The organism is Trichormus variabilis 0441, from assembly GCF_009856605.1.
GTDB classification, from domain to species: Bacteria; Cyanobacteriota; Cyanobacteriia; order Cyanobacteriales; family Nostocaceae; genus Trichormus; species Trichormus variabilis.
The window spans coordinates 1405226-1431067 of the sequence record NZ_CP047242.1; the positions used below are offsets into that span (position 1 = coordinate 1405226).

21 protein-coding genes and 1 riboswitch are annotated in these 25842 nt (G+C 42.6%); of the genes, 12 read left to right on the forward strand and 9 right to left on the reverse strand.

All coding sequences use genetic code 11. The annotated features are described in order from the left end of the window. Nucleotides 1-209: 209 nt before the first annotated feature. Entirely contained in the window at nt 210-1595 is a 1386-nt protein-coding gene (locus GSQ19_RS05545) for a serine/threonine-protein kinase (protein ID WP_011316981.1), read from the forward strand. Between the two features lie 37 nt (nt 1596-1632). Here the strand turns inward: GSQ19_RS05545 and GSQ19_RS05550 are convergent, their stop codons facing one another. Beyond that, nucleotides 1633-2535 carry a c-type heme family protein gene (locus GSQ19_RS05550; protein WP_011316982.1) on the reverse strand — a complete coding sequence of 301 codons (903 nt, stop codon included), beginning with the start codon at nt 2533-2535 and terminating at the stop codon, nt 1633-1635. 235 nt (nt 2536-2770) lie between these two features. On the opposite strand from GSQ19_RS05550, the gene GSQ19_RS05555 reads away from it, so the two are divergent. Beyond that, nucleotides 2771-3502 carry a phosphate/phosphite/phosphonate ABC transporter substrate-binding protein gene (locus tag GSQ19_RS05555; RefSeq protein WP_308800720.1) on the forward strand — a complete coding sequence of 244 codons (732 nt, stop codon included), beginning with the start codon at nt 2771-2773 and terminating at the stop codon, nt 3500-3502. Between the two features lie 110 nt (nt 3503-3612). On the opposite strand, the gene GSQ19_RS05560 is transcribed toward GSQ19_RS05555, so the two are convergent. Together GSQ19_RS05560 and GSQ19_RS05565 are read right to left on the reverse strand one after the other, a co-directional pair. Beyond that, on the reverse strand, nt 3613-4041 hold the full coding sequence (locus GSQ19_RS05560) for a nucleotide exchange factor GrpE (RefSeq protein ID WP_011316984.1): 429 nt from the start codon (nt 4039-4041) through the stop codon (nt 3613-3615). Nucleotides 4042-4092: 51 nt separating this feature from the next. After that, on the reverse strand, nt 4093-4962 hold the full coding sequence (locus tag GSQ19_RS05565) for a zinc metalloprotease HtpX (RefSeq protein ID WP_011316985.1): 870 nt from the start codon (nt 4960-4962) through the stop codon (nt 4093-4095). A gap of 768 nt (nt 4963-5730) precedes the next feature. After that, nucleotides 5731-5812: riboswitch (Fluoride riboswitch) on the forward strand. A 95-nt stretch (nt 5813-5907) separates the two neighbouring features. Between GSQ19_RS05565 and GSQ19_RS05570 the strand changes: the two genes are divergently transcribed. From GSQ19_RS05570 to GSQ19_RS05580, 3 genes are all read left to right on the forward strand, one after another. Then, a complete protein-coding gene (locus GSQ19_RS05570) occupies nt 5908-7539 on the forward strand; it encodes a cation:proton antiporter (protein ID WP_011316986.1) in 1632 nt (543 codons plus the stop codon). A gap of 106 nt (nt 7540-7645) precedes the next feature. Beyond that, nucleotides 7646-8782 (forward strand): glycosyltransferase family 4 protein, encoded by a 1137-nt coding sequence (locus GSQ19_RS05575; protein WP_011316987.1) that lies wholly within the window; start codon nt 7646-7648, stop codon nt 8780-8782. 73 nt (nt 8783-8855) lie between these two features. Continuing rightward, nucleotides 8856-11435: a GAF domain-containing protein gene (locus GSQ19_RS05580; protein WP_011316988.1), complete on the forward strand. Its 2580-nt coding sequence runs from the start codon at nt 8856-8858 to the stop codon at nt 11433-11435. A 32-nt stretch (nt 11436-11467) separates the two neighbouring features. Here GSQ19_RS05580 and GSQ19_RS05585 read toward each other — a convergent pair whose 3' ends face one another. After that, entirely contained in the window at nt 11468-11668 is a 201-nt protein-coding gene (locus tag GSQ19_RS05585) for a hypothetical protein (protein WP_158647763.1), read from the reverse strand. Then, nucleotides 11640-11909, reverse strand: coding sequence for a DUF7219 family protein (locus tag GSQ19_RS05590; protein ID WP_041455892.1), 270 nt, complete (start codon nt 11907-11909; stop codon nt 11640-11642). The genes GSQ19_RS05585 and GSQ19_RS05590 overlap by 29 nt, the downstream gene beginning before the upstream one ends. 866 nt (nt 11910-12775) lie before the next feature. Here GSQ19_RS05590 and purC point away from each other — a divergent pair. From purC to lpxB, 6 genes are all read left to right on the forward strand, one after another. Further along, on the forward strand, nt 12776-13513 hold the full coding sequence (gene purC / locus GSQ19_RS05595) for a phosphoribosylaminoimidazolesuccinocarboxamide synthase (RefSeq protein ID WP_011316990.1): 738 nt from the start codon (nt 12776-12778) through the stop codon (nt 13511-13513). Nucleotides 13514-13792: 279 nt separating this feature from the next. After that, nucleotides 13793-16309, forward strand: a complete 2517-nt coding sequence (locus GSQ19_RS05600; RefSeq protein ID WP_011316991.1) for a BamA/TamA family outer membrane protein — start codon at nt 13793-13795, stop codon at nt 16307-16309. Nucleotides 16310-16442: 133 nt separating this feature from the next. Continuing rightward, entirely contained in the window at nt 16443-17285 is an 843-nt protein-coding gene (gene lpxC / locus GSQ19_RS05605; protein ID WP_011316992.1) for a UDP-3-O-acyl-N-acetylglucosamine deacetylase, read from the forward strand. A 76-nt stretch (nt 17286-17361) separates the two neighbouring features. Beyond that, a complete protein-coding gene (gene fabZ / locus GSQ19_RS05610) occupies nt 17362-17877 on the forward strand; it encodes a 3-hydroxyacyl-ACP dehydratase FabZ (RefSeq protein WP_011316993.1) in 516 nt (171 codons plus the stop codon). Between the two features lie 248 nt (nt 17878-18125). Further along, nucleotides 18126-18944, forward strand: coding sequence for an acyl-ACP--UDP-N-acetylglucosamine O-acyltransferase (gene lpxA, locus GSQ19_RS05615; RefSeq protein WP_011316994.1), 819 nt, complete (start codon nt 18126-18128; stop codon nt 18942-18944). A 129-nt stretch (nt 18945-19073) separates the two neighbouring features. Continuing rightward, nucleotides 19074-20228, forward strand: coding sequence for a lipid-A-disaccharide synthase (gene lpxB, locus GSQ19_RS05620; protein ID WP_011316995.1), 1155 nt, complete (start codon nt 19074-19076; stop codon nt 20226-20228). Between the two features lie 266 nt (nt 20229-20494). On the opposite strand, the gene GSQ19_RS05630 is transcribed toward lpxB, so the two are convergent. After that, complete coding sequence (locus tag GSQ19_RS05630; RefSeq protein WP_011316996.1) at nt 20495-20719, reverse strand: type II toxin-antitoxin system HicB family antitoxin; 225 nt, start codon at nt 20717-20719, stop codon at nt 20495-20497. Between the two features lie 116 nt (nt 20720-20835). Continuing rightward, a complete protein-coding gene (locus GSQ19_RS05635; RefSeq protein ID WP_011316997.1) occupies nt 20836-21420 on the reverse strand; it encodes a Uma2 family endonuclease in 585 nt (194 codons plus the stop codon). A gap of 235 nt (nt 21421-21655) precedes the next feature. Between GSQ19_RS05635 and GSQ19_RS05640 the strand changes: the two genes are divergently transcribed. Then, the gene (locus tag GSQ19_RS05640; RefSeq protein WP_011316998.1) at nt 21656-22951 is read left to right on the forward strand and encodes a DNA cytosine methyltransferase; all 1296 of its coding nucleotides are present in this window, start codon (nt 21656-21658) and stop codon (nt 22949-22951) included. Nucleotides 22952-23080: 129 nt separating this feature from the next. On the opposite strand, the gene GSQ19_RS05645 is transcribed toward GSQ19_RS05640, so the two are convergent. Together GSQ19_RS05645 and GSQ19_RS05650 are read right to left on the reverse strand one after the other, a co-directional pair. Continuing rightward, nucleotides 23081-23941, reverse strand: coding sequence for a CmcJ/NvfI family oxidoreductase (locus GSQ19_RS05645; RefSeq protein ID WP_011316999.1), 861 nt, complete (start codon nt 23939-23941; stop codon nt 23081-23083). A 39-nt stretch (nt 23942-23980) separates the two neighbouring features. After that, the gene (locus tag GSQ19_RS05650) at nt 23981-25423 is read right to left on the reverse strand and encodes an NAD(P)-binding domain-containing protein (RefSeq protein ID WP_011317000.1); all 1443 of its coding nucleotides are present in this window, start codon (nt 25421-25423) and stop codon (nt 23981-23983) included. Nucleotides 25424-25842: the final 419 nt, after the last annotated feature.

Consider the following 25842-nt stretch of genomic DNA (forward strand, 5'->3'; position numbering starts at 1 on the left):
AGAGTGGACACTTAGTTTACAGTTTGACTAACATTGATTTAGTAATCCTTAGATAGTAAGTGAAGTAAAAACTTATCCATTCCTTTTTACTAGCTCTTACGTAACAAATATTTATGAGTTAAAATAGTTACATAATTTCTTCATTGGATTTTATTCGCTAATATTAATGATTATGTCAAGATGAATGTAAGACTTAAAAAAGTCATGCAATGTTAGGCACTTTACTAGTCGGTCGTTATCAAATCCGCCAAATGTTAGGCGGAGGTGGATTTGGTAAAACTTATATCGCACTTGACACTCAACGCCCTGGTCAACCTAAATGTGTCGTCAAGCACTTTCAACCTGTAACCCATAACCCAGAGTTTATGGAAACGGCCAGACGGCTGTTCACTAGCGAAGCAGAAACACTAGAAAGACTGGGGTATCATGATCAAATTCCTCGTCTTTTAGCATACTTTGAAGAGCATCAAGAATTTTTTTTGGTACAAGAATTTATTGACGGGCATTCACTAAAAGCAGAAATGCCACCTAATCAACCTTGGACGGAAAAAAAAGTCATAGCACTTCTACAGCAGGCCCTAGATATCTTGCAATTCATTCATCTTCATAAAGTAATTCATCGAGATATCAAGCCGGAAAATATGCTCAGAAGGCTACATGATGGTAAGTTAGTGCTGATAGATTTTGGAGCAGTTAAAGAAGTCCAAACACAGATCAGCGCAATTAGTGGGCAAACCGAAATGACTGTTGCTATAGGTACACCAGGATATATGTCTTTAGAACAGTTCCGAGGTAAACCCCGTCTCAACAGTGATATTTATTCTCTAGGTATAGTTTGTATTCAGGCATTAACAGGAGTACATCCCAGAGAACTAGCAGAAGATCCCGTATCAGGAGAAATTCTCTGGCAAAATAGTGCAGAAGTTAGTCCTATGTTAGCTTCTGTGTTATCTAAAATGGTACTAAATAACTTTAAACTCCGCTACCAATCGGCTACAGAAGTTTTAGAGGCGCTACAACAGAATTTTCATCTTCAAGCAGAAACTCAAATAACTGTTGCACCATCAACATTGACACAACAGCCTCAGCTTAGTCTATCCCAACAGCAAAGATTAGGGTTACATAGCAGCAATAGTTCTATTCTTTCCGTAGAACAGTATAACTATCTAGAAAATGTACTCACAACTTTCGTTGGTCCCATAGCAGCAACGTTATTACGAAGAACAGCATCAGCTTCTAGTTATCAAGAATTGATTGATAGTTTGGCTTTACATTTAACAGCCAATCAACAAACTGAGTTTAAGAAGAAAGTAGAACCGCTCCTTGAGCAACCGACCATTAAGTACGAAAATACCTCTAAGAGTGTACCAGAAAAAACCCAACCAACTACAAACTCTGGTATTAATGATACTTTGATCCGTGAGTGTGAACGGGAGTTACTAGACTTAATTGGCCCAATTGCTGTTTTCCTCATTCAAAAAGCAAAAAAATCTACCAGTGCAACAACCTCCCGTGCCGAATTTATTAAAATTATATCGGATGAAATTCCTGATGCTCAAAAAGCTTGGCAATTCCAGCAGCGATTACTTCCTTAAAAGTTGATATAAATGCTGCATTTCTTGTTAAGATTGTTCATTCATTTTGTTTGTTTAGCATATCCATAGCTATTGTTAAGCTATATTTCATGCGATTAAAAGCTGCTGCTAAACCGCCAATTTCATCATTAGTTTTATCTTCAAATTCTGCACTCATGTCTCCAGTACTGACTCTTTGCGCGATGTTTTCAATTTTTCTAATACGCTGAATTACGGTTTTCTTAATGAGGAAGTTAATTATAATCACAACTATGGCAAAGATAACAACCAAAAATGCCATAATTCCTAACCAAGTACTTTGGGCATTATTAAAGACTTCCTCCGAAGGAACAGAGATAATCTGAGCTGCGACAATCTCATTTAGTTGCCACCCGAAACCATTTTCTGAACCATAAGTTACCAATTGGCTCTTGGGTGCTTTTTCTGGTGTGGAATGGCATTGTAAACAGCTTTGTTCTTTAATAGCCAATGGCCTGGCAATATAAAATACTGTGCCTTCAGGCAAAGTACGAAAGCTAGCAATTTCTGGTAATGAAGGATTCTTGCGAAAGCGTTCCACGATCGCCGCTTCATAGGTATCGGCTTTGTCTCGTAAATTAGTTGGATTCAGTGTAGCTTCTTTATAAAAGAAATTTTGATACTGTTCATTTTTACGTAAATTTTCAAATACTTCTGTCGCGGAGAAAGCGGGAACTGTTTCTGGAATAAAGGCTGCTTCAGTCTCTAGTTGAGGCAACAGCAAATTTCTGACTCTATCTTGTGTATATTGTCTTACGGAAGTCATTGTGTTCAAAAGAACCAAAGCTTTAGAAATTACTTCTGTTTGCGCCCGATTCTGGAGTATGCTGGATAAAGCAGCCCCACTTACTACAATGCTAATGATAAAAACGATAGTTAATAGTAAGTTGAATTTTGTACCGATCTTTATTTTTTTTAACATTAGTGTAATTTTTTTAGATAAAGCTTTATCAAGGATTGTAGTAAAATACTTTAGCGAAGATAGCTTATAAAAGCAAGATAGTTTATTAATTATAATTAGTGATGTCTAGGAAGTTTTCACGGCGTTTTTTTTTGGACAATCAATTTTCTTAATAGTTAATGCCTGTACGTCTCAACAGCAATCTAATGGTTTATTAACTATTGGTGTAATTAACTATGATGGTGGAGCAAAAATAATCAATCAGTATGCTGGCTTTAAGCGTTATTTAGGAGAAAGAACAAAAGCTAAGATTACTTTAGAACCTACTTTTAATGAAAATAAGGCGATTGAGCGCCTAGAATCTCGTGCCTGGTCATTAGTATTTGCTCCACCAGGCATAGCAGCTATAGCGATTTCCCGCTATCAATATATTCCTCTATTTCCTTTAATTGGTGTAAATAATTTGCGTTGCGTTTTCATTACCCGCGAGGACAGCAACATCCGTGATTTACAAGATTTACAGCGTAAAACAGTAGCTTTAGGACAATTAGGGTCAGCGACAGGATATTATTTACCTCTTTATAATCTATATGGTCTAACGCTGGCGGAAATTTTGTCTGCACCTACACCAAGAACTATTATGGAATGGGTAGCTGAAGGAAAAGTAGCAGCTGGTGCTGTTTCTATGGCAGAATTTAATCTTTATAGATCAAAATTCCCAGGAACTAAATTTCGCGTCCTCTACACAGATCCACACTATGTTCCACCTGGTGTTGTGTTGATGGAATCAACGATAGAAAGCAAACGCCAAGAATTCATTCGCAAAGTTATGAGTGAGTTTCCTTCAACTTCGGCTCAAGAGATTGGCTATATACCCAATGCACAAATCCCAAATTACAAATACATGATTAGTGTGGTGGAACGAGTACAACCAATTGCTTCTCAATTGCAAAGTAAGCCAGTGCAGTTATTTAATAAAACAATTTAAATTTCTGTTAGCGAGAGTTTAGCACAGTATTGACAGCATCACTGCTAAAAACCCTACCTCGTTTTAGCTGATAGCAAAATAAGGTAGGGTTTTGTGGTAATTTAATATGTCTAACCTTGATGGCGAGGGGCATTGAAGGCTTCCCAGGCGGCTTTGGCGGCATTCTGTAGACGGACACTAAAATCTACAAAATCTTTCATCATTAAGTGCCAGTTTTTTTCGGTTTCGTCCTTCAAAACAGCCCAAAAGTATTCTAAGCGATCGCTGCGATCCATAATTCTTTCCCTATCAAGATTTTCTCGTATCTTCCGAACAGCGTTTAAGTAAGTTTCGCGGGTGAAAGTTCCTGCTGATTCAGCTTCAGCTTGCGCGCGTCTTCTGAGTGCTTCAATCAGCGCTTTAGTTTCGCGCTTTACTTCGTCACTTTCGCCAGCCATTTCCGCTTCCACTATTTCATCAGTTTGAGGACTAATTTCTACCACCACGGTAGATTCAACAATTTCGACAGATTCGATAATTTCGATGTTGTCAGCATTCATAGTTGAAATATCCTTGGAGTCATGAGTTAACAGTCGATAGTTATCTACTACCTAAGCTATTGTCGGCAGTTGTTTTTCTAACTTCAGCAGTGCTTGAACTCTTGCTTCGGTGGATGGATGGCTGGAAAATAAGTTACCTAAAAACTGCCCAGAAATGGAGTTGATAATTAATAGCGGCTCAAAAGCTGGGTTAGCATTTAAAGGTATTTGTCGCGCTGCGGCTTCTAGTCTTTGTAATGCGCGGGCTAGGGCGCGGGGATTACCTGTTAATCTGGCAGAACCAGCATCAGCAGAAAATTCTCTAGTGCGGGATATAGCTAGCTGAATGATAGTAGCTGCTATAGGTGCAAGCACAACAGTTAACAAAACACCTAAAGGATTTCCGCCTCTTTCGTTATCTCGTCCACCTATTCCGCCGAACCATAAGCTATAACTCACCATTTGCGCCAAGAAAGAGATAGCACCGGCAACAGTAGCGGCTACAGCTTGTGTTAACGTGTCGCGGTTAATAATATGTGTAAGTTCGTGGGCAATGACCGCTTCTAATTCATCTTCTGGCAATATATTTAAAATACCTTCGGTGACAGCCACCGCCGCGTGTTCTGGATCTCTTCCTGTCGCAAAAGCATTAGCAGTTTGACCTGGAACAATATACACTCCTGGCATGGGAATATTAGCACGTTGTGATAATCTTTGCACCATACGATAAAGTCTTGGCGCTTGACTTTCACTCACAGGTTGGGCGCGGTAAACTGCCAAGGCAATCTTATCTGATTGATACCATGACAGCAGGTTTGTCACTGCCGCCAAGCCAATGCCAATAATCAAGCCGCTACTACCGCCAATTACCCAATAACTGATAGCAATTAGTAAGCCACTGAGGGCAGCAAGCAAAGCAAGCGTTTTAAATTGATTTCCCATATTTGCGCTCTCCTGCTAATGCTGTATTGATTTTTTTAATCTTTATCTAGACAACAAGATTACTTTAGTTGCACTTTGATTGTATCTATCTAAACAGGGATTTATCAGGTAGAAATTGCGCTCCAACATGAGTACGGTTTTCCGTCTCAAGTGGCAATAATATCGTGTTAACTATTCAATATCATTTTGGGATTACTGTATTGCTGAATACTATTTTAGAATTAATTAATAGTTATTTAAACGCATACCGCCAAGGTGGAAATTTCAGGTTAGAAGCGCAGAGATTTAGGGAATATTTTGTGTTTTAAAACGTGAAATTTTCTCTAAATGAGGGATAATTTTAGGGTATTGAGGAATTAGTTTGACTCGTTTGAGATTTAACGCCATCACCTACCCTGAGGCGTAGGTTGCAGGTGTTCATCTCCCCAACTTTTTTAAAAAAGTCGGGGAGCTATAGGACTCATACTTGATTTTTGAAATATACGTAGGGTGGGCATTGCCCACCAAAACCATGAGCCGGTGGGCAATGCCCACCCTACTTGAATTTTGCGGAAAGTTCTGTAGGCGGTGAATCCAGTGCTGTAGGAGGGTTTCCCTCCGCAGGCAACTGGTGAACCCGGAGGGGTTTCCCGCCGTAGGAACGCCACTTGCTACAAGCCGGGGAACCCGTCCAACGCAGTGGCTCAACTTTTCAAGACGAATTTTGAATTTTGAATTGGAGCGAAGCGACTGGACCGTAACAAATAATCAAAAGGTGATATCGTAAGAGTTACTAATGGCGATGGAGTTCGCCCAAACCGCTATTCTAGTCAAAAAATAAATCTAGAAGGCTGATGACTCCTACTACTCTTGCTTGCTGCGGGAGGGTAGGAGTTTGTTGTATACATTACCTAGCTTCCTTGTAGTAAGTTTTGATCTACAAACCGCAACACTGGCAGTCAAGGTATGTTATTCAGCATATTGTGGATTTTAATCATGGGCTTTTTTGCGGGACAACTTGCCCGCCGCTTAACAGCACCCCCTTTAATTGGGATGATTTTAGTTGGGATTATTCTTGGCCCTCAAGTCCGTAACCTCATCAGTCAAGATGTGCTTGGTGCTGCGGATGAATTGAGAACGGTGGCGGTGACAATTATCCTGATGAAAGCTGGACTGGGATTGGACAGGGAAAAACTGGCTCAACAGGGAAGTGTGGCATTGCGCTTGGGATTTCTACCTGCAACAACCGAAGCGATCGCCATTGCTATTGCTTCTATAATTATTTTTAAATTCGATTTTCCTACTGGTTTACTTTTAGGCTGTGTCATCGGTGCTGAGTCGCCGGCTGTAATTGTGCCAGGGATGTTGAGGCTGAAAAGTCTAGGCTTGGGAGTCACAAAAGGAATTCCCGATGCCATCTTGACTGGTAGTGCCTTATCTGATGTCTTGCTATTACTTGTCTTTAGTTTATTGTTGAATTTCTTAAGTGATGGTGGTGTTGAGCAAATCACTCTTATAGGAGGATTTACATTAAATGCAGTGTATTTACTCCCCATCCAAATACTCATGCAAATCGTCTTGGGGTTGTTCTTGGGGTATTTAGCTGCTCGGTTATTAGTTTTGCTATTAACAAAACAAAACTGGACTCAAAATGCCGTTCAAGATACCGTAATTGCCGCTAGTTTAGCTTTATTTTTAGTAATTATTGCTAATACTCTACCTTACTTCTCCGGCTATTTAGCAACAATGGCGATGGGATTTTTCTTAATTGAATTAGATGCTCCCTTAGCGAGAAGATTACGCGGCGGATTTGATAGTTTATGGGTAGTAGCGGAGATTTTTTTGTTTGTCTTGTTGGGGGCAACAATTCAACTACAAGTTTTAGAAAACATCTTGCTACCAGGAATATTAATCCTGTCCATTGGTTTATTTATTGGTCGAATGATTGGTTGGTATCTTTCAACTTTGGGGAGTAATTGGAACTGGCACGAAAGACTGTTTCTGCTACCAGGAAACTCAGCTAAAGCCACAGTGCAAGCCGCCATTGGGGCAATTCCCCTAGCCCAAGGTATTGCGGGAGGAGAGATAATTTTAGCGATCGCTGTCCTTTCAATTCTCATTACTGCACCCTTGGGCGCTTGGGCAACAACTGTCTTTGCACCCAAATTGTTAAGGAGAGGAGAAGTTGACCCTACAAAAGTGACAATAGCTACACGTACTTTATTGCTAGCAGCAGTAGATACATCAAGTTTAGCCATAGAGGTTTTAACCAAAGTTGCAGATTTAGCACGACGCAGTAACGGTGAGGCGATCGTGTTACACGTAGTCAATACCTCGAATCAGCAAGATGTTGAACAAATACAAGCACAAGCAAAACAGCTATTATCCGATATTAGATATAAATTCCTCACTATTACTGGTGCTGTTCCCGAAGAAATTCTTCGCATTGCCGAGACATATAATGCAACGGCAATTGTGATGGGAAAACGAGGGCATCAACCTTGGGAGAAAGTACTCATCGGCTCAGTCTCCCAAGCAGTCATCGAAAATAGTTCCATTCCCGTCATCTTGCTGGACACCCGGCCGAAAAAAAATTAAATCTGGCTGCACAGAATTGATTAGACTACGGAAGACAGTTTACTCTGTTGTAGATATCGAAATTCAACAGAAGTTGGGACTATCTCCCGTTACTGCATAGTTTTGTATGAGAATTGCCTTATTCACCGAAACTTTTTTGCCTAAGGTTGACGGTATTGTGACACGCTTGCGCCACACCGTTGATCATCTACAACGTCTGGGAAATGAAGTTTTAGTGATTGCCCCTGATGGGGGAGTTACTGAACACAAAGGAGCGAAAGTTTACGGCGTTAGCGGCTTTCCCTTGCCTCTGTATCCAGAGTTAAAAATGGCACTTCCTCGCCCAGCTATTGGTTACGCCTTAGAAGAGTTTCAACCAGATATTATTCATGTTGTGAATCCGGCGGTCTTAGGTTTGTCAGGAATTTTTTACAGTAAAGTCCAAAAAATTCCCTTAGTAGCTTCTTACCATACTCATCTACCCAAATATCTCCAACATTATGGTTTAGGAATGCTGGAAGGGTTGCTGTGGGAACTGCTAAAAGGAGCGCACAATCAAGCCACCTTAAATCTTTGTACTTCCACCGCGATGGTGGCAGAACTATCAGGACACGGTATCGAACGAGTGGATTTATGGCAAAGAGGAGTAGACACAGAATTATTTCACCCTGATTTAGCCAGCTTAGAGATGCGATCGCACCTCTCACAAAACCACCCAGAAAACCCCCTATTATTATATGTAGGTCGTCTTTCTGCCGAAAAAGAAATTGAGCGCATCAAACCCATCCTAGAAGCAATTCCCCAAGCGAGATTAGCCCTGGTGGGAGATGGCCCCCACCGCCAAGCATTAGAAAAACATTTCTCCGGTACAAATACTCATTTCGTCGGCTATCTCACAGGACGTGAATTAGGTGCGGCTTTCGCCAGCGCCGATGCCTTTATCTTTCCCTCTCGCACAGAAACCCTCGGTTTAGTATTACTAGAAGCAATGGCGGCTGGCTGTCCAGTAGTCGCAGCCCGTTCCGGCGGTATTCCTGATATAGTCACAGATGGGGTAAATGGTTATCTTTTCAACCCAAAAGCCGATATTCAAGATGCCATTAATGCAACCGTTCGCCTTTTAGAAAACGCTCAAGAACGTGATACCATCCGTCAAAATGCTCGTCGAGAAGCTGAAAGGTGGGGATGGGCAGCTGCTACACGTCAGCTACAAGATTATTACCAAAAAGTGTTGATTACAGAAAACTTAGCAAAAGTAAGTTGAAGAAAGCAGAGGAAAAGAAAACTATTAGCAACGGACAACGGACAACGGACAACGGACACCTGACCAATAACTAATGACTCTTCCCAATCCCGGTAGCGTTTTGGCTTCGTTAACAGAACTGACTCAAGTTAATCGTACCCACGCTTTATTGCGTCGGGTCAAAGACCTTTCTGTTAACGAATTTGTTTGCCTGCTAGACTTTATCACTGCCGAATTTCAACAGTTTCTCAGAGCAATTGAACTCATTAACAATGAAGCTCTGGAGAATATGCTGGAAAAAGTGTTAGAAGCAATTACACTGAAAATCGGTCAAATTCTGCAAGCAGAACACACAGCTATTTTTTTAGTTGATTATGATAAATGTCAACTGTGGTCAAAAGTTCCTCAAGATAATGGGCAAAAATTTTTAGAAATTCGTACTCCCATTACCGTGGGAATTCCTGGTCATGTTGCTAGCACAGGTCAATATTTAAATATCTCTGAAACTTCTACCCATCCTTTGTTTAGCCCAGAATTAGAGAAACAAATGGGCTATAAAATTAATAATATTTTATGTATGCCTGTCCTTAGCAGTAAAGATCAAATTGTCGCAGTAGTACAATTAGCAAATAAGACAGGAAATATACCCTTCAATCGAGATGATGAAGAATCTTTCCGTGATTTTGCTGCTTCTATTGGGATTATTTTAGAAACCTGTCAATCTTTTTATGTTGCAGCTCGCAATCAACGGGGAGTCACAGCACTTTTACGCGCTACTCAAACACTAGGGCAAAGTTTAGATTTAGAAGCTACTTTGCAAATAGTGATGGAACAAGCCAGAATTTTGATGCAGGCAGACCGCAGCACATTATTTCTGTATCGCAAAGAAATGGGTGAACTCTGGACTAAAGTAGCAGTAGCAGCAGATACCACACAGTTAATAGAAATTCGGATTCCCTCTAACCGTGGTATTGCTGGTTATGTAGCATCTACAGGGGATGCGCTGAATATTGCTGATGCTTATAAAGACCCCCGTTTTGATCCCACAACAGACAGAAAAACAGGTTATTTGACCAGAAATATTTTGTGTTTGCCAGTCTTTAATTCAGCCAATGAGTTGATAGGAGTAACACAGTTAATTAATAAGCAACAAGGAAGTTTTACTGCTTCTGATGAAGAGTTTATGCGGGCTTTTAATATTCAAGCCGGAGTTGCTTTAGAAAATGCTCGTTTATTTGAAAATGTATTACTAGAAAAACAATATCAAAAAGACATTTTACAAAGCTTGTCAGATGCTGTAATTTCTACAGATATGGCTGGGAGAATTGTCACAATTAATGATGCAGCCTTGGAATTACTGGGCTGTCCTTTAGCTGATGCTCATCATAAAAGTAATAAGCTGCTGTGGGAACAAAATTTAATTGGTCGCGTAGTTTGGGAAATTGTGCCAATTGAAAATTTGCAGATGCGCTTAGAAGATAGTTTAAAAAGTGGTGCTAAACATTATGTGCCAGAACAAAGTTTGACGGTGGGAATTTATCAATTACAAATGTCTGAAAGTCGGGTTTTGCATGAAACTCAAGACTACTCTATTTTGACAGTACGCGATCGCACCAACCCAGATATTTTTCTTCCCTGGAATTTACCCCAAACCCCCCAGTCGCAGTTTATCACCCCGGAAAAGTTACAAATCCTCGAACGCAGCATTAATCTCACCGTTAATCCCTTAACGAACCCAGAAGGCGGCGTTCGTGGCGGTTTGGTGGTTTTGGAAGATATTAGTCAAGAGAAGCGCCTCAAAACTACTATGTATCGCTACCTTACACCCCATGTCGCTGAACAAGTAATGGCTTTAGGGGAAGATGCTTTAATGGTCGGTGAACGCAAGGAGGTGACTGTTTTGTTTTCAGATATCCGAGGCTACACCACACTTACCGAAAATCTAGGTGCGGCTGAGGTGGTATCACTCCTGAACCAATATTTTGAAACAATGGTTGAAGCAGTTTTCAACTATGAAGGCACACTGGATAAATTTATTGGCGATGCTTTAATGGCTGTTTTTGGCGCGCCATTACCACTCACAGAGAATCATGCTTGGCAAGCCGTACAGTCAGCCTTAGATATGCGCCAACGCCTGAAGGAATTCAACCAACGACGCATCATTCAAGCACAACCACAAATCAAAATTGGTATTGGTATTAGTTCTGGAGAAGTAGTTTCAGGTAATATCGGTTCTCACAAACGCATGGATTACACTGTCATTGGTGATGGTGTAAATTTAAGTTCCCGCTTGGAAGCTGTTACCAAAGAGTATGGTTGTGATATTATCCTCAGCGAGTTTACTTACCAATTATGCAGCGATCGCATTTGGGTACGTCAGTTAGATAAAATTCGAGTCAAAGGGAAACACCAAGCTGTAAATATCTACGAATTAATTAGCGATCGCAGTACTCCCTTAGATGACAACACCCAAGAGTTCCTCTTTCACTATCATAATGGTCGGACTGCCTACTTATCCCGCGATTTTACACAGGCGATCGCTTGTTTTAACTTAGCTAAACATATTCGACCCACAGACCAAGCCGTCAATATTCACCTAGAACGCGCCTACAATTATCAACACACTCCACCACCTCCTCAATGGGACGGTGTATGGACAATTTTCACAAAGTAGGATTTAGTAAGTGTTGAGTGATAAACAGGGAGTTAATTTTGAATTTTGTAGGCTTGCCTTTCCTGCGGAATGCTACCCTGTTCTCCATGAGTACCTGTAGGGAATTTTGAATTTTGTTGGCGTACCCCTCCGGGGAAGCAAGCTACGCGGTAGCGTCTCTTAGAGAAGCCTTCCTGTAGGGTATTTTGAATTGATTCCCCTCTCTCATTGTCCAGCACGTTCAGAGTCATCATCTCCATTCTGGAATGGATTTTCGCCGATTTGTAGTTGTTTTCTGGTGCGTTTTAAGTGTTTCCACAAAGCTTTTATTTGGTCGTAAGCTTCGTCTGGCGACAACTTCCCTCCTGTCTCCAAGTTGCAAATATAACTTACTTTCTGAGCAAATTCCTGTAAATTAGCGTTGAAAACTAAATTTTCTGGCTTTACTTGCCCGTAATAACGGCCACGAGGATAGAGAAAATTGTCTTTGCTCATTATGCTTTTCCCCATTTTATTTAACTCCTTTATGTTTAACATCTAAAGATAAATCTCTAGTAGCCCTCTCCACTGTAATTCCGTAGAAATACAGTACGACGACCAATAGTTAGTTAATTTATTTCATCTTCTCCAATAAATAATATTTGCCTATTTAAAATACTTTTGAGATTTTTATGTGTTGCTGGTTACATTTTTACGAAATTCGAGCTAGTTAGCTATTTTTGCAACGAGTTTAAAACCTCGGATAATAGAAGGCTTTATTTCATTTATCTTATTTACATCTCAGTTAAGAGTATCAATGTATACTTGCAGCTAAATACAAAAATTTAATAGTTACAAAAATTATTCTTGGTGTCGGTCTAATCTTAACATTGATGTAAAAAAGTACACACTAAGCTATGCTGCCTTTAATTTGCACAGTCCATTATGAGGTCTGTCAACAGTCAACAGCCCTGATTAGTAGTTATGCAATTTAGGTGTGCGTTAGCTTACTCTCGAAAGATATCGCCAATCAAGAAGTATTGCTTCTGCTTGAGGTAAGAATTCAGTTCATCATAGTGATGTGGCAATCCCTAACTTAAGTGAGAATCGCCATATCAGGGGATAGATAGAGCAAATAGGACATCACACCCATCTAACATGAAGATTTCTCTTCATTTTGCCATATTTCTCAGGTTGAAGGTCTTAAGTTATCATCAGCTATTTTGCCCCGTTGTCAGGTGCAGCATAGATTTTCTGCCATATTCCCCACCCAAAATTGCCTCACTGACTACAGACGAATAGCTAATCGTGAATAACTAAAGATAAAATGGTGAAGCCCGAAAGGACAAAAGCTGCTCATCGCTCAAACTTTACCTCCCACCATGTCTGTTCATTCCAAGCTATACGAAGGCAAAGCTAAAATTCTCTATACTACCGACGAGCCAGAAGTCTTGCTGGCTGATTTTAAAGATGATGCCACTGCCTTCAACGCACAAAAGCGCGGCAGTATCCTTGGCAAAGGAAGAATAAACTGTAGTATTTCCAGCCAGCTTTTTCAGCAGTTGGAAGCATCTGGGATCAAGACGCATTTTATTGATAGCCCTAGCCCCAACCAAATGCGGGTAAAAGCCGTCAAAATTATACCGATAGAAGTAGTAATACGTAATATCGCTGCTGGTAGTTTATCTCAGCAAACAGGTATAGAGCTAGGTACAGTCTTAAAACAGCCCCTAGTAGAGTTTTATTATAAAAACGATCAGTTAGGAGATCCACTATTAACACGCGATCGCCTGCTGTTAATGGAACTAGCCACGGCGGAACAAGTAGAGGAAATTACTCATCTAGCATTGCAGATTAACGATTTCCTCAAAAACTTCTGGCAGAATTGCGGTATCACCCTAGTAGACTTCAAACTAGAATTCGGTTTGGACTCACAACAGCAAATACTCTTAGCTGATGAAATTAGCCCTGATACTTGCCGTTTGTGGAATACAACAGAAGCCGACCCTAATCGCCGGGTTATGGATAAAGACCGTTTCCGGCGCGACTTGGGAAATGTAGAAGATGCTTATCAGGAGGTTTTACAAAGAGTACTAACAGCAGTAGAAATTAAAAATTAGATGTATCAGAAATAATTTTTGATTATTGCAAAACAAACAAGTATATTTTGGGGCTTACGCATGAAAACGAAAAATCGAGGGTTTGGACAAGGATGTAGGAGTATAGGCAAGGGTATAAATCTTCGGAACCCTTGCACCTCCATACCCTTAAACCCTTACACCCGTTTTCAACAGACAACCTGGGTGCGTAAGTCCTGATATTTGTTATTTTACCTTTGGCATAAGCAATTGCCTGGTATTGGTGTGTGGATGTGAAGAGGAAGAAAGGAATTAAAGACGATGCGTTTATCTCCTGTATTGGTGGCGGCTGTAGCAATCACAGCACCTTTAAGTAGTTCTTTAACTGCAAATGCCCAAACTCCTACAAATTCAGAACAGACATTAGAGGCGATCGCCCCAGCGACAAATCAGCAGTCAGAACAAAATGTGAGTTTAGAATCCCCAGAGGATTTCACAACTGTCAAGGCGCTGGCAGATATGCAATCCCCATCAGGGGAATTATCGACAGATAAGTCAACTAAATCCGCAGCAACGACGAAAAAAGATGTGATTGTACCCACTGTAGAGACATTAGTGGCTACAAATCCACCCATGCAAGAGAGCAACTCCGCCAGTAAGATAGCGCCTGTAGAAATTGGCAAACCAACATCGAGCGCGGTTTTTAGGAGTCAGTATCAGACAATAAATTATGGTAATTATGGGCGATCGCTGACATCAGGTGTTAGCTCATCACCATCACCACAGAAAAAAGCCAATTTACCCTCCCCAGTTCCTAACCCCCTAGACACCGGAGCGACAACAGCCAAGCAACTTGTACAAGCCCCAGAACAACCTGCACCCCAACCAGAAGTAGCCCCCCCAAGCACCGAGGAACCAGCCCCAGCCCCAGAAACTACTCCAGGGACAGAAAATTTCAACACTCCTAACGCCACACCTGAAACCACAGAACCCCGTGTATTAGTTTCAGAAGTCCTCGTGAGACCGCAATCAGGACAACTAACTCCCGAATTAGAAGCCCAAGTTTACAACGTAATTCGCACTCAACCAGGACGGACAACCACCCGTTCCCAGTTACAAGAAGATATTAATGCCATCTTTGGCACAGGCTTTTTCTCCAACGTCCAAGCATCACCAGAAGACACACCATTAGGGGTGCGAGTCAGCTTTATCGTCCAGCCCAACCCCGTCTTAAGCAAAGTAGAAATTCAAGCCAATCCTGGTACTAACGTTCCCTCAGTACTGCCCCAGGCTACTGCTGATGAAATTTTCCGCCCCCAGTATGGCAAAATTCTCAACTTGCGGGATTTACAAGAAGGGATTAAAGAATTAACCAAACGTTATCAAGACCAAGGTTATGTTCTCGCCAATGTTGTAGGCGCGCCCCAAGTTTCCGAAAATGGAGTTGTCACCCTGCAAGTAGCTGAAGGAGTTGTTGAGAATATTAGCGTCCGCTTTCGCAACAAAGAAGGACAGGATGTCAACGAACAAGGACAACCAATTCGGGGACGGACACAGGACTATATCATCACGCGAGAAGTGGAATTGAAACCAGGACAGGTATTCAACCGCAACACCGTCCAGAAAGACCTACAACGGGTATTCGGGACAGGATTGTTTGAAGATGTCAACGTTTCCCTTGACCCCGGTACAGACCCCACCAAGGTGAATGTGGTGGTAAATGTGGTAGAACGTAGCAGTGGTTCAATTGCTGCTGGTGCTGGTATCAGTTCTTCTAGTGGGTTGTTTGGTACAGTCAGCTATCAACAGCAAAACCTTAACGGCAGAAACCAAAAACTAGGCGCAGAAGTACAACTTGGCGAACGAGAATTGTTGTTTGACCTCCGGTTCACAGACCCTTGGATTGGTGGTGATCCTTACCGTACCTCTTACACAGCGAATATTTTCCGCCGTCGTTCCATCTCCTTGATTTTCGACGGGAAGGACGAAGATATTAGAACATTTGACCCTGGTAATCCTAATGATACAAACGAGCAAGACCGTCCTCGTGTCACTCGTCTAGGTGGTGGTGTTACCTTCACCCGCCCTCTATCAGCTAATCCCTTTGAAAGAGCAGAATGGACAGCCTCAGCAGGCTTGCAGTATCAGCGAGTTAGTACCCGTGATGCTGATGGCAACTTGAGAAAAGAAGGTGCTGTATTCGACGATAATGGCAACCGTACCAGTGAACTCGTTCCCCTCAGCTTTTCTGGGACGGGAGAAGATGACTTATTATTAGTGCAACTAGGCGCACAGCGTGACCTCCGCAACAATCCCTTGCAGCCCACTAGCGGTTCTTTCTTACGTTTCGGCGTAGATCAATCAGTACCAGTAGGCTCAGGTAATATTTTCCTCACTCGGTTCCGGGGTAGCTATAGTCAATATCTCCCCGTTAAATTTACAGGTTTTAGTAAGGGGCCGGAAACTATAGCCTTTAACATCCAAGGCGGCACAGTCCTTGGTGATTTGCCCCCCTATGAAGCTTTTACCCTTGGTGGTAGTAACTCAGTACGTGGTTATGAAGAAGGTGCTTTAGGTAGCGGACGCAGCTTTGTGCAAGCATCTGTTGAGTATCGTTTTCCTGTTTTCTCTGTAGTTAGTGGCGCTTTATTTTTTGACGTTGGTAGCGACTTGGGAACCAGTACCAGAACTGCTGAAGTGCTGAATAAAAGCGGTAGCGGCTACGGTTATGGTCTTGGTGTGCGCGTGCAATCACCATTGGGGCCAATTCGTATTGACTATGGTATCAACGATGACGGTGATAGCCGCATCAATTTCGGTATTGGCGAAAGGTTTTAGGGTGGTCAATAGTCAATAGTCAATAGTCAATGGTCAAGACTTAAAGACTAGGGATTATGGACTGTGGAATTTCAGGGTGTTTACCAAAGATGAATATGAATCACAAAAATCTCTATATACTGACTGTATTCCTATGAAACAGCACACTCTAGCAGAGGCGATCGCTCACACTGGAGTAGGGCTGCATAGTGGTGTCAGTACCCATGTACGCATACTACCTGCTGATGCGGGTAGTGGTCGTTACTTCGTGCGGGTGGATTTGCCAGACTCCCCAATCATTCCCGCCCAAGTGGCGGCGGTGAGTCAAACCGTCCTCTCCACTCAGTTGGGGAAAGGTGAAGCAGGTGTCCGTACAGTCGAGCATTTATTAGCAGCCCTGGCGGGGATGGGTGTAGATAACGCCCGTATTGAAATTGATGGTTCAGAAGTCCCGCTTTTAGATGGTTCAGCCCAGGAATGGGTAAAAAGCATTGCTGAAGTTGGCTTAGTAACCCAAGCAGTTACAGATAACACAGTTTCCTGGGATATTCCAGAACCAATTTGGATTCATCAAGACGATGCTTTTGTAGCTGCTATCCCGGCATCCGAAACCCGCTTTAGCTATGGCATTGACTTTGACTTACCAGCCATTGGTAATCAATGGTACAGTTGGCCACTAACTACTGAGTCAGATACTAGCTTTGCCAAGGAAGTCGCCCCTGCTCGCACTTTTGGTTTACTGCATCAAATCGAATATTTACAAAAATCTGGGTTAATCAAAGGTGGTAGTTTGGATAATGCCCTTGTTTGCGGCCCCGATGGCTGGGTAAATCCACCATTAAGATTTGCAAATGAGCCAGTACGTCATAAAATCTTGGATCTAGTAGGAGATTTAAGTTTACTGGGATATTTTCCCCGCGCTCATTTCCTAGCGTATAAAGCCAGCCATAATTTACACATTCAACTGGCACAGCGAATTTTAGCCTTGAGTAACTAAATTTCGGCTTAGAGCTAAAATTCCTTGTTAGACGTACCTACATTCATGCCAAGATTACAAATTAACCACCTTGCCCATGTCAACCCTCTCTGAAGTGAAAGCACCCACATCTACAGAACAACCCGCCACTAATGAGGCGACGACACCACCCGAAATTAAAACGACTTTTACATCTGAAGAAATTCAGAAATTATTACCCCACCGCTACCCATTCTTGCTGGTAGACAAAATTATTGACTACACACCAGGAAAACAGGCAGTAGGTATTAAAAATGTCACTATTAACGAGCCACATTTCACTGGCCATTTCCCAGATAGACCACTGATGCCAGGGGTGCTAATAGTTGAAGCAATGGCCCAAGTAGGTGGTATTGTGATGACGCAACTACCAAACTTGGAAGGTGGTTTATTTGTATTCGCGGGTATCGATAAAGTCCGCTTCCGCCGTCAAGTCGTACCAGGAGACCAACTGGTAATGACAGTGGAACTGTTATGGATTAAACAACGTCGTTTCGGTAAAATGCAAGCCCGTGCCGAAGTTGACGGTCAACTAGCAGCTGAAGGCGAATTAATGTTTTCGCTGATCAACTAACAACTAGCTTTCGTGGTGTAGGTACAACCGTGAAGTACCTTTGCTCAATCCTGAAACAGGATATCAGTAAAAAAAAATTGCCACAAGAGCATCTTATAATTTCTTGATTTTCGCCGCTCACACACTCAACTTGCTTCGCCCGACACTTTTGGTCACTGACCATTTACATACTCAGCAACGCCAGAGGCTGAAACTTTGATAACCAAAGCAAAGCACTGGCTCCTCAAGACAGTTCTGGAGATTCACCCTTGAAGACGCTTATTCATCCAACTGCTGTAATTCATCCAAATTCGGAACTGCACCCAACAGTGCAAGTCGGTGCTTATGCTGTGATTGGAGCGCACGTCAAAGTCGGCCCGGAAACAATTATTGGCGCTCATGCTGTGATAGAAGGGCCTTGTGAGATTGGCGCGCGAAATCAGATTTTTACAGGTGCAGCTATCGGCATGGAACCCCAGGATCTCAAGTTTGTGGGAGAACCAACCTGGGTCAAAATTGGCGATAATAACTTAATTCGGGAGTATGTCACCATTAACCGTGCGACTGGGGCAGGAGAAGCCACAATTATTGGCAATAATAATTTGCTAATGGCTTACACCCATGTAGCTCATAACTGTGTGATTGAAGACTCCGTAGTTATAGCCAACTCCGTCGCTTTGGCTGGTCATGTCCACATCGAATCACGCGCTAGATTAAGCGGGGTTTTAGGTGTCCACCAATTCGTACATATTGGTAGACAAGCAATGGTAGGTGGAATGGCACGAATTGACCGTGATGTACCGCCATATATGTTGGTAGAAGGCAACCCAGGCAGAATTAGAACTCTGAATCTGGTGGGACTCAAGCGCTCTGGTATGGAAGCCAGCGACTTGCAACTGCTCAAAAAAGCCTTCCGTATCCTTTACCGTTCTAATTTGCTGTTTAAAGAAGCATTAGAAGAATTAGAAACCTTAGGTGATACAGAATACTTACAACACCTGCGCCGCTTCCTATTACTGTCGCAAATGCCAGGCAGAAGGGGCTTAATTCCCGGCAGAGGAAAATCTGGTGGGAGTGATGAATCATAGGCAGGAGGTAGGAGGCAGGGGGAGCAGGGGGGCAGGGGGCAGGGAGCATGGGAGAGAAGTTACTCAGCCATTTTTCCCTTCCCCCAGTCCCTAACCCCCAATCCCTAATCCCTAATCCCTAATATTAAAATGCGTATATTTATTAGCACTGGCGAAGTTTCTGGCGATTTGCAAGGGGCGCTGTTGATTGCTGCCTTGAAGCGTCAGGCTGTGGCTATGGGGATGGAGTTAGAGATTGTAGCCTTAGGTGGCGACAAAATGGCGGCGGCTGGGGCAACTATTTTGGGCAATACCAGTGGTATTGGTTCAATGGGGATTTTTGAGTCTCTGCCCTATGTTTTGCCTACTTTGATAGTACAGCGACGAGCGATCGCCTATTTAAAACAAAATCCCCCAGACTTAGTAGTCCTGATTGATTACATGGGGCCTAATCTCGGTGTCGGCACTTATATGCAGAACCATTTACCTAATGTGCCTGTGGTGTATTATATAGCACCACAAGAGTGGGTTTGGTCGATGAGTTTGCGGAATACATCCCGAATTGTTGGTTTTACAGATAAGTTATTAGCTATTTTCCCGGAAGAAGCTCGTTATTTTAGTAACAACGGTGCAAATGTTACCTGGGTGGGACATCCTTTACTTGATAGGATGCAGGATGTTCCTAGCAGAGAAGAGGCTCGCGCTAATTTAGGCATTACACCAGAACAAAAAGCGATCGCTCTTTTGCCAGCTTCCCGTCGGCAAGAGTTAAAATATCTACTACCGATAATTTTCCAATCTGCCCAAACTATTCAAGCTAAATTACCAGAAGCTCATTTTTGGATTCCCCTGTCGTTGGAAGTATACAGACAACCAATTGAAGCAGCCATCAAGGCTTATGGTTTACAGGCTACAGTAGTATCAGGTCAACAAAAAGAAGTATTTGCGGCGGCTGATATCGCCATTACCAAATCTGGTACGGTTAATTTAGAACTGGCATTGTTAAACGTGCCGCAAGTTGTAGTTTACCGCTTGCATCCCGTCACTGTGTGGATTGCGCGGAAAATCCTCAAAGGTTCCATTCCCTTCGCTTCCCCACCTAATTTAGTGGTGATGAAACCAATTGTCCCGGAGTTGTTACAAGAACAAGCAACCCCAGAGAATATCACTCAAGCAGCGATGGAATTATTGCTCAATTGCGAGCGTCGTCAGCAAACCTTGGCAGACTATCACGAAATGCGCCAATGTTTGGGAGAATTAGGAGTATGCGATCGCGCAGCTCAAGAAATTTTGCAGATGCTTTAGAGCGTGCTGGGTCAAGTCGCTTCTCTACAAGATGTTGCGCGTTAATGGCGCAGGCGTAACGCTCCAAATTCAAAATTCAAAAAAGGTCAATGGCTTGTATAACCTGTTTCACTATTTTTGGGTGCAATATTTTCCCTGAATGAAAAGGAATCACTACTCTCACTTCTTATCGAAAATAAATCCTGTGACTTCCTTTACCTCTAATTTGAATAAAACCTGCATCTAATAAAAGTTTTTCAGCTTCTGTTGCAGTCAAACGCGGCAGCTTAGGCAACTTTTACCTCCAAGGTTATTGTGAAGATTTCCTTGTTCTGAAGCGCCTGTTTTTCTGAATTTGACAAGGTTTCTATATAAAGTTCAACTGCTTCTTGAATATTTACCTGTACTTCTTCTAGGGAATCACCTTGAGATTGACAACCGGGAAGTTCAGGACAATAAGCATAATATCCATATTCATCTTTTTCAATAACAATGCTAACTTTATACGACATATAAAAGTTACCTTTACTAGTTCAATAACTATTATCACCTCTCATTCCCCTCTTGTTAGGAAGGGTCAATATAGTATGAATACTGGGTTTCTCAAATTTATACCAGACATAGCCTATTACGAATTGTCATAACTAGGTAGACTCAACTTAAATCCTGGCAAGACATTTTCACCCGATAATTCTGTGGGTAGATTTTGCATTTCTACGTTTTGGCTTTGACGATATATTTCTACTTGCTGCTGTTGGGGATTAATTAACCATCCTAGCCGCACCCCTGCATCTATATATTCCCGCATTTTTTGGCGCAGCTTGTCTAAATCGTCTGTTGCTGACCTTAATTCAATGACGAAATCGGGTGCAATGGGGGGAAATTTACGTCTTTGTTCTGGAGTGAGTGCTTCCCAGCGTTCCCGACGAATCCACGCTGCATCAGGAGAACGGTCTGCGCCATTGGGTAATTTAAAGATAGTGGAGGAACTGAAAGTATAACCGAGTCCCGTTTGACGATTCCAGATACCCAGGTCAATCATTAAATCTGCTTCTCGATTACCGCTTTCTCCGCCAACAGGGGGCATAATTATCAATTCCCCCGTAGGAGTGCGTTCAAATTTCAATTCACTGTTATTTTGACATAGTTCATAAAACTGTTCGTCTGTGAGGTGGACGGTGTCTAGGTTTAATGTCAAAGGACTAATAACCATAGAGATAGTTAAAATAGCGTCGCGTAATACTATGCTAATTCTTCTGGAATTACCAAAACAGTCCTGAAATCTTGACTCAAAAGTACTGAGTCACAACAGTTACGGATTAACCATGATGATTTACATATTCATCTTGTTATAGAATATACTAATTTCAATTTTCCTAAGAATACTTTAATTAATCGCTGGTTCAACAATTCTTCTTACTGTTCATCGGTCAACGTCTGCATCATCAATGAGTTCCAGCACCCAGGAATTAAAACGCAACTCTAAGCAACGACGACCCATCGCCGTAGATTTGTTTGCAGGTGCAGGGGGGATGACTCTTGGTTTTGAACAGGCTGGTTTTGATGTGTTGGCGGCGGTGGAAATTGACCCCATTCATTGTGCAGTACATGAGTATAACTTTCCTTTTTGCTCAGTTTTGTGCAAAAGTGTAGAGGAGACAACAGGAAAAGAGATACGCGATCGCTCCAAAATTAATAACCAGGACATTGATGTTATTATTTGCGGTTCGCCCTGCCAAGGTTTTTCCCTCATGGGTAAGCGAATTTTTGATGACCCCCGTAACTCCTTGGTATTTCACTTTCATCGGTTAGTACTGGAGTTACAACCGAAATTTTTTGTGATGGAAAATGTGCGGGGGATAACCCTTGGTGAACATAAACAAATCCTCCAAGCCTTGATTCATGAGTTTAAAAGCCACGGTTATCAAGTGGAAGAGAATTATCAAGTTCTCAATGCTGCTCATTATGGAGTACCGCAAGCGCGGGAAAGATTATTTCTCATTGGTGCCAGGGAAGATGTAAAGTTACCAAAATACCCCAAACCAATTACCAAACCAGCGAAATCAAATAACTCAAAAGCCAAGAATTTATCTCGTTTGCCACTTTGTCCCACTGTTTGGGAGGCCATTGGCGATTTACCGGAGGTAGAACAATACCCGGAATTGTTAACAAGAGATTGGATAATTGCCGAGTATGGCAAACCCAGTAATTACGCTGCCGTACTTCGCGGTATTAGTACTTTAGCAGATGATTATTCATGCGATCGCCTATTTGATTCTCGTCTTCTTTCTTCCAGCCTCAGAACCAAACATTCACAGACAACTATAGAACGTTTTGCCGCTACAATCCCAGGTGAAAGAGAACCAATCAGCCGATTCCATAAACTGCATCCATCTGGTGTCTGCAATACATTAAGAGCAGGAACAGATAAATATAAAGGTTCTTTCACCTCTCCGAGACCAATTCATCCATTCACACCCCGATGTATTACAGTCCGAGAAGCCGCACGCTTGCATTCTTATCCAGACTGGTTTAGATTTCATATCACCAAATGGCATGGTTTTCGCCAAGTCGGTAACTCTGTACCGCCATTACTAGCAAAAGCAGTTGCCAGCGAGATTATTCGCAGATTGAATATATCACCTGTTAAACCCAGTATTCATTACCCATTGGGGCAAGAAAAGCTACTACAATTCAATATCTCCCAAGCTGCACAGCATTATTCTAGCTTGAAAGGGGTGTAAGGGTGTCTGACAGGTGTAGGTTTTTTACACTACACCCCAAAACACGGGTTTAGGGTGTAGGGGTATAGGGGTATAAGGATTGATGAAACTATTATTCTTGTGTTAGTGCGAGAGTTATCACTCATCACTTTAATAAAAAACAAATGTCCGCAACTCTATACTCTCTCTAGGCGGTGCATCTATAGGACTGCTGGGATCTTCAAAGGCTGTGTGAGCAGCAAAGCGTGCGCGTCCGTCTTCCGCAGAGTCGAAACATTTGATAAATAGAACCTCGTCCCTTCGCATTTGCGGAAAGTAGAACCATTGGTGTTCTGGATTATAGGTGACTGCGTAGGTTTCACCAATGCGATCTCGATACACCAAGTCTCCAGCTACAAGGTCTGATGGTGCAATGCTTTGAGCATCACAAACTGCTAAGGGTGACTCTTGAATTGTGTTAGCGATGCCTCGCCAAACATTGATAATGGCAAACCGTTGTTGTAATAGCCTATCAATGTCTTCTATACCTCGTGCAGCTAACTCCAAACGCGCCCGTGTATAGCCAGATTTAGCGGTAAAGTCGTTATGTACACGCTTCGCCGGCTCTTTAATGTTGTTCTGACCTGGCTTTGATTGCGCCGCATTACGCAGGGTGTGATCAAATATCACAACTTGAGAAGCACCGGTGAGTTCCTTCAGTAGTTGCTCTGCTTCTGGATAGTAAACTTGGCGCATTTCTTCCTCGTCATAAAAGTCGCGGACGCTGGTGTTGTAAGTAGTAAATGCAAAACCCTGTTCATCTAGAGAGATTTTCTCTGATATAGAACGAGCATTATAAATTGGCAGTTTATAAGTCTGAAAAGTTCCGTTAGTGCGAGGAACTCCTGGTGGCGGTTCATAGGTGTAGTTGACGGGTTTTTCTGCCATCGGTATCAAATAGCTGAGGTTAGCCTCTAACGATGGCAAGCCGTAGGAAAGCGGTTTATCTAGAACTTGGTTATTTAAGCTCATAGGTTATACCTGTTTGAGAATTATAAAATCTACGCAGATTTAGCTGACTCCCACCTTAGCTGCCTCTTTCCATACTGCATCTGCGTACAGTGATGGCTCGAAGTCTGGTGCCACGTTATCACTAGTAATCCGGGCTTCGTGTAATGACCAGTCCGCAAAGAATAAGTCGTGGCTGATACGTGATACTATTGCTGGCACATCACGCCTGATGCTAGGTACATCGCCAATGGGCAGACCGAAACTGACGAAGCCAGCAGGATTGAAAACATGAATATCCTTTAAGTAAGGCGCACTACCAAGGACTTTTTCTTGGTATTCATGGGCGTTACCAAGATAAGGGTAAGTACTAAGTTGTTCGTTGCGCTGATCGGCTGGTGGCTCGTAGCGATCGCGCCAAAGGGCAATATGATGGGCAAAATCAGCAAGTTCTGGCCGCTTGGTCGGGTCAACAAAATAGCCAGTCCCAGCGATCGCAAAATCGAACTCAAAAACATCATCATTCACCTGAGCCACAATGCGATCGCCCTGGTTATGAGCCTCTCTCCAAGGTGCAGATAAGTGCAGATGAAAGTTAGAAAATGCAGTTACTCGTTCAATTGCATCTGGCGGTGGTGTAGAGCCAGCCTGATTAAATCGCCAAGCTTGGAACCAACGAGCCGCATCAGGTAGTTGTGCATAGTTATAGTAAGCACCAGGATAACCCCGCACACGAATCACAGGTAAAGATGCGATTTCAGACCGTCGTGCAAACAGGTGTACTTCTTTCGCACCTGATTCCAGTGCTACTCCTGCGGCATCGAAAGCTGAAGCCGCCGCACCCAGAACAGCTACAGTCTTGCCGCGTAACTCATGGAAATCAATTTCATCAGAGGTATGTGCATATAACTTGCGCGGCAGAGATGCCAGTACAGGCGGTATGTTTGGGCCACCAGTACCAGCTACACCATTGGCGAAGATAATCTTACGTGTCGTTTCTATCTGCGAAACACCACTCACTTCCAGGTGTAGACGAAAGAAACCTGCTACTGGCTCAATTCGCACCAACTTCGTCTGATACCTAACTGGAATATTCAAGAAATGCCGATACCAACTGAGATACTCAGCCCATAATACTCGTGGAATCCGGTCAATAGCTGCGTATGCCTCAACACCGTGCCGTGCCTCATACCAAGCCTGAAAAGACAGCGCGGGAACGCCTAGTTCTGGCCCTGGCAGATTTTTTGGTGTGCGTAGCTTTTTCATCCGCGCTCGCGTCAGCCATACACCTGCATGGCCTTCGTCAAGAGCCGCGTCGATAACTGTTACGCGACCAATACCAGCACGTCGTAGAGCAAATGCGAAAGTACTACCACTGCCACTACCACCTACTATCGTCACATTGTGGTCAATGTCTGGGCGATCGCTCACCCAGTTTTCGGGATCGGGGCCAAGTAAGCGCAAAGCCTCGCGTGCGGCAAAATCGAGGTCAGTCGTTGTTGTCATATCGGTCTTTCAAGATGAAACAAGATTTTACGAAGATTAGTGCTGAGAGAACCAGAATTTTTAGTCTCCTGCAAAGAGTACAGGTAGATTAAACTGCCTCTAATATGATGAAATACTCTCCAGCTACCAAACTTGCTTGTAGACTCTGACTAATTGCTATACAAGGGATGAAAAGAGATGCTGTTTAGTGAGAGATTTACCACAAAGTTATGTAGCGATCTTACTCACCAAATATAACTTACACACATTGATACAAAAAATCTGTACTGAAGAGCACAATTACATGATAGACTAACAATTAGTCAAACTAATATTAAGTGTTGCAAACAAATAATTACTGGGTCAATTAGATAAATTTTCCGGCGTTGCATAAATGCGGGATGAATTGAGGGTTAACATCACAGTGAATCAATGTGAAG

Coding starts and splice junctions, on each gene's coding strand:
- GSQ19_RS05545 (WP_011316981.1), top strand. CDS start 210: ATGTTAGGCACTTTACTAGTCGGTCGTTATCAAATCCGCCAAATGTTA.
- GSQ19_RS05550 (WP_011316982.1), bottom strand. CDS start 2,535: ATGTTAAAAAAAATAAAGATCGGTACAAAATTCAACTTACTATTAACT.
- GSQ19_RS05560 (WP_011316984.1), bottom strand. CDS start 4,041: ATGAATGCTGACAACATCGAAATTATCGAATCTGTCGAAATTGTTGAA.
- GSQ19_RS05565 (WP_011316985.1), bottom strand. CDS start 4,962: ATGGGAAATCAATTTAAAACGCTTGCTTTGCTTGCTGCCCTCAGTGGC.
- GSQ19_RS05570 (WP_011316986.1), top strand. CDS start 5,908: ATGTTATTCAGCATATTGTGGATTTTAATCATGGGCTTTTTTGCGGGA.
- GSQ19_RS05575 (WP_011316987.1), top strand. CDS start 7,646: ATGAGAATTGCCTTATTCACCGAAACTTTTTTGCCTAAGGTTGACGGT.
- GSQ19_RS05580 (WP_011316988.1), top strand. CDS start 8,856: ATGACTCTTCCCAATCCCGGTAGCGTTTTGGCTTCGTTAACAGAACTG.
- GSQ19_RS05585 (WP_158647763.1), bottom strand. CDS start 11,668: ATGATGACTCTGAACGTGCTGGACAATGAGAGAGGGGAATCAATTCAA.
- GSQ19_RS05590 (WP_041455892.1), bottom strand. CDS start 11,909: ATGAGCAAAGACAATTTTCTCTATCCTCGTGGCCGTTATTACGGGCAA.
- purC (WP_011316990.1), top strand. CDS start 12,776: ATGTCTGTTCATTCCAAGCTATACGAAGGCAAAGCTAAAATTCTCTAT.
- GSQ19_RS05600 (WP_011316991.1), top strand. CDS start 13,793: ATGCGTTTATCTCCTGTATTGGTGGCGGCTGTAGCAATCACAGCACCT.
- lpxC (WP_011316992.1), top strand. CDS start 16,443: ATGAAACAGCACACTCTAGCAGAGGCGATCGCTCACACTGGAGTAGGG.
- fabZ (WP_011316993.1), top strand. CDS start 17,362: ATGTCAACCCTCTCTGAAGTGAAAGCACCCACATCTACAGAACAACCC.
- lpxB (WP_011316995.1), top strand. CDS start 19,074: ATGCGTATATTTATTAGCACTGGCGAAGTTTCTGGCGATTTGCAAGGG.
- GSQ19_RS05630 (WP_011316996.1), bottom strand. CDS start 20,719: ATGTCGTATAAAGTTAGCATTGTTATTGAAAAAGATGAATATGGATAT.
- GSQ19_RS05635 (WP_011316997.1), bottom strand. CDS start 21,420: ATGGTTATTAGTCCTTTGACATTAAACCTAGACACCGTCCACCTCACA.
- GSQ19_RS05640 (WP_011316998.1), top strand. CDS start 21,656: ATGAGTTCCAGCACCCAGGAATTAAAACGCAACTCTAAGCAACGACGA.
- GSQ19_RS05645 (WP_011316999.1), bottom strand. CDS start 23,941: ATGAGCTTAAATAACCAAGTTCTAGATAAACCGCTTTCCTACGGCTTG.
- GSQ19_RS05650 (WP_011317000.1), bottom strand. CDS start 25,423: ATGACAACAACGACTGACCTCGATTTTGCCGCACGCGAGGCTTTGCGC.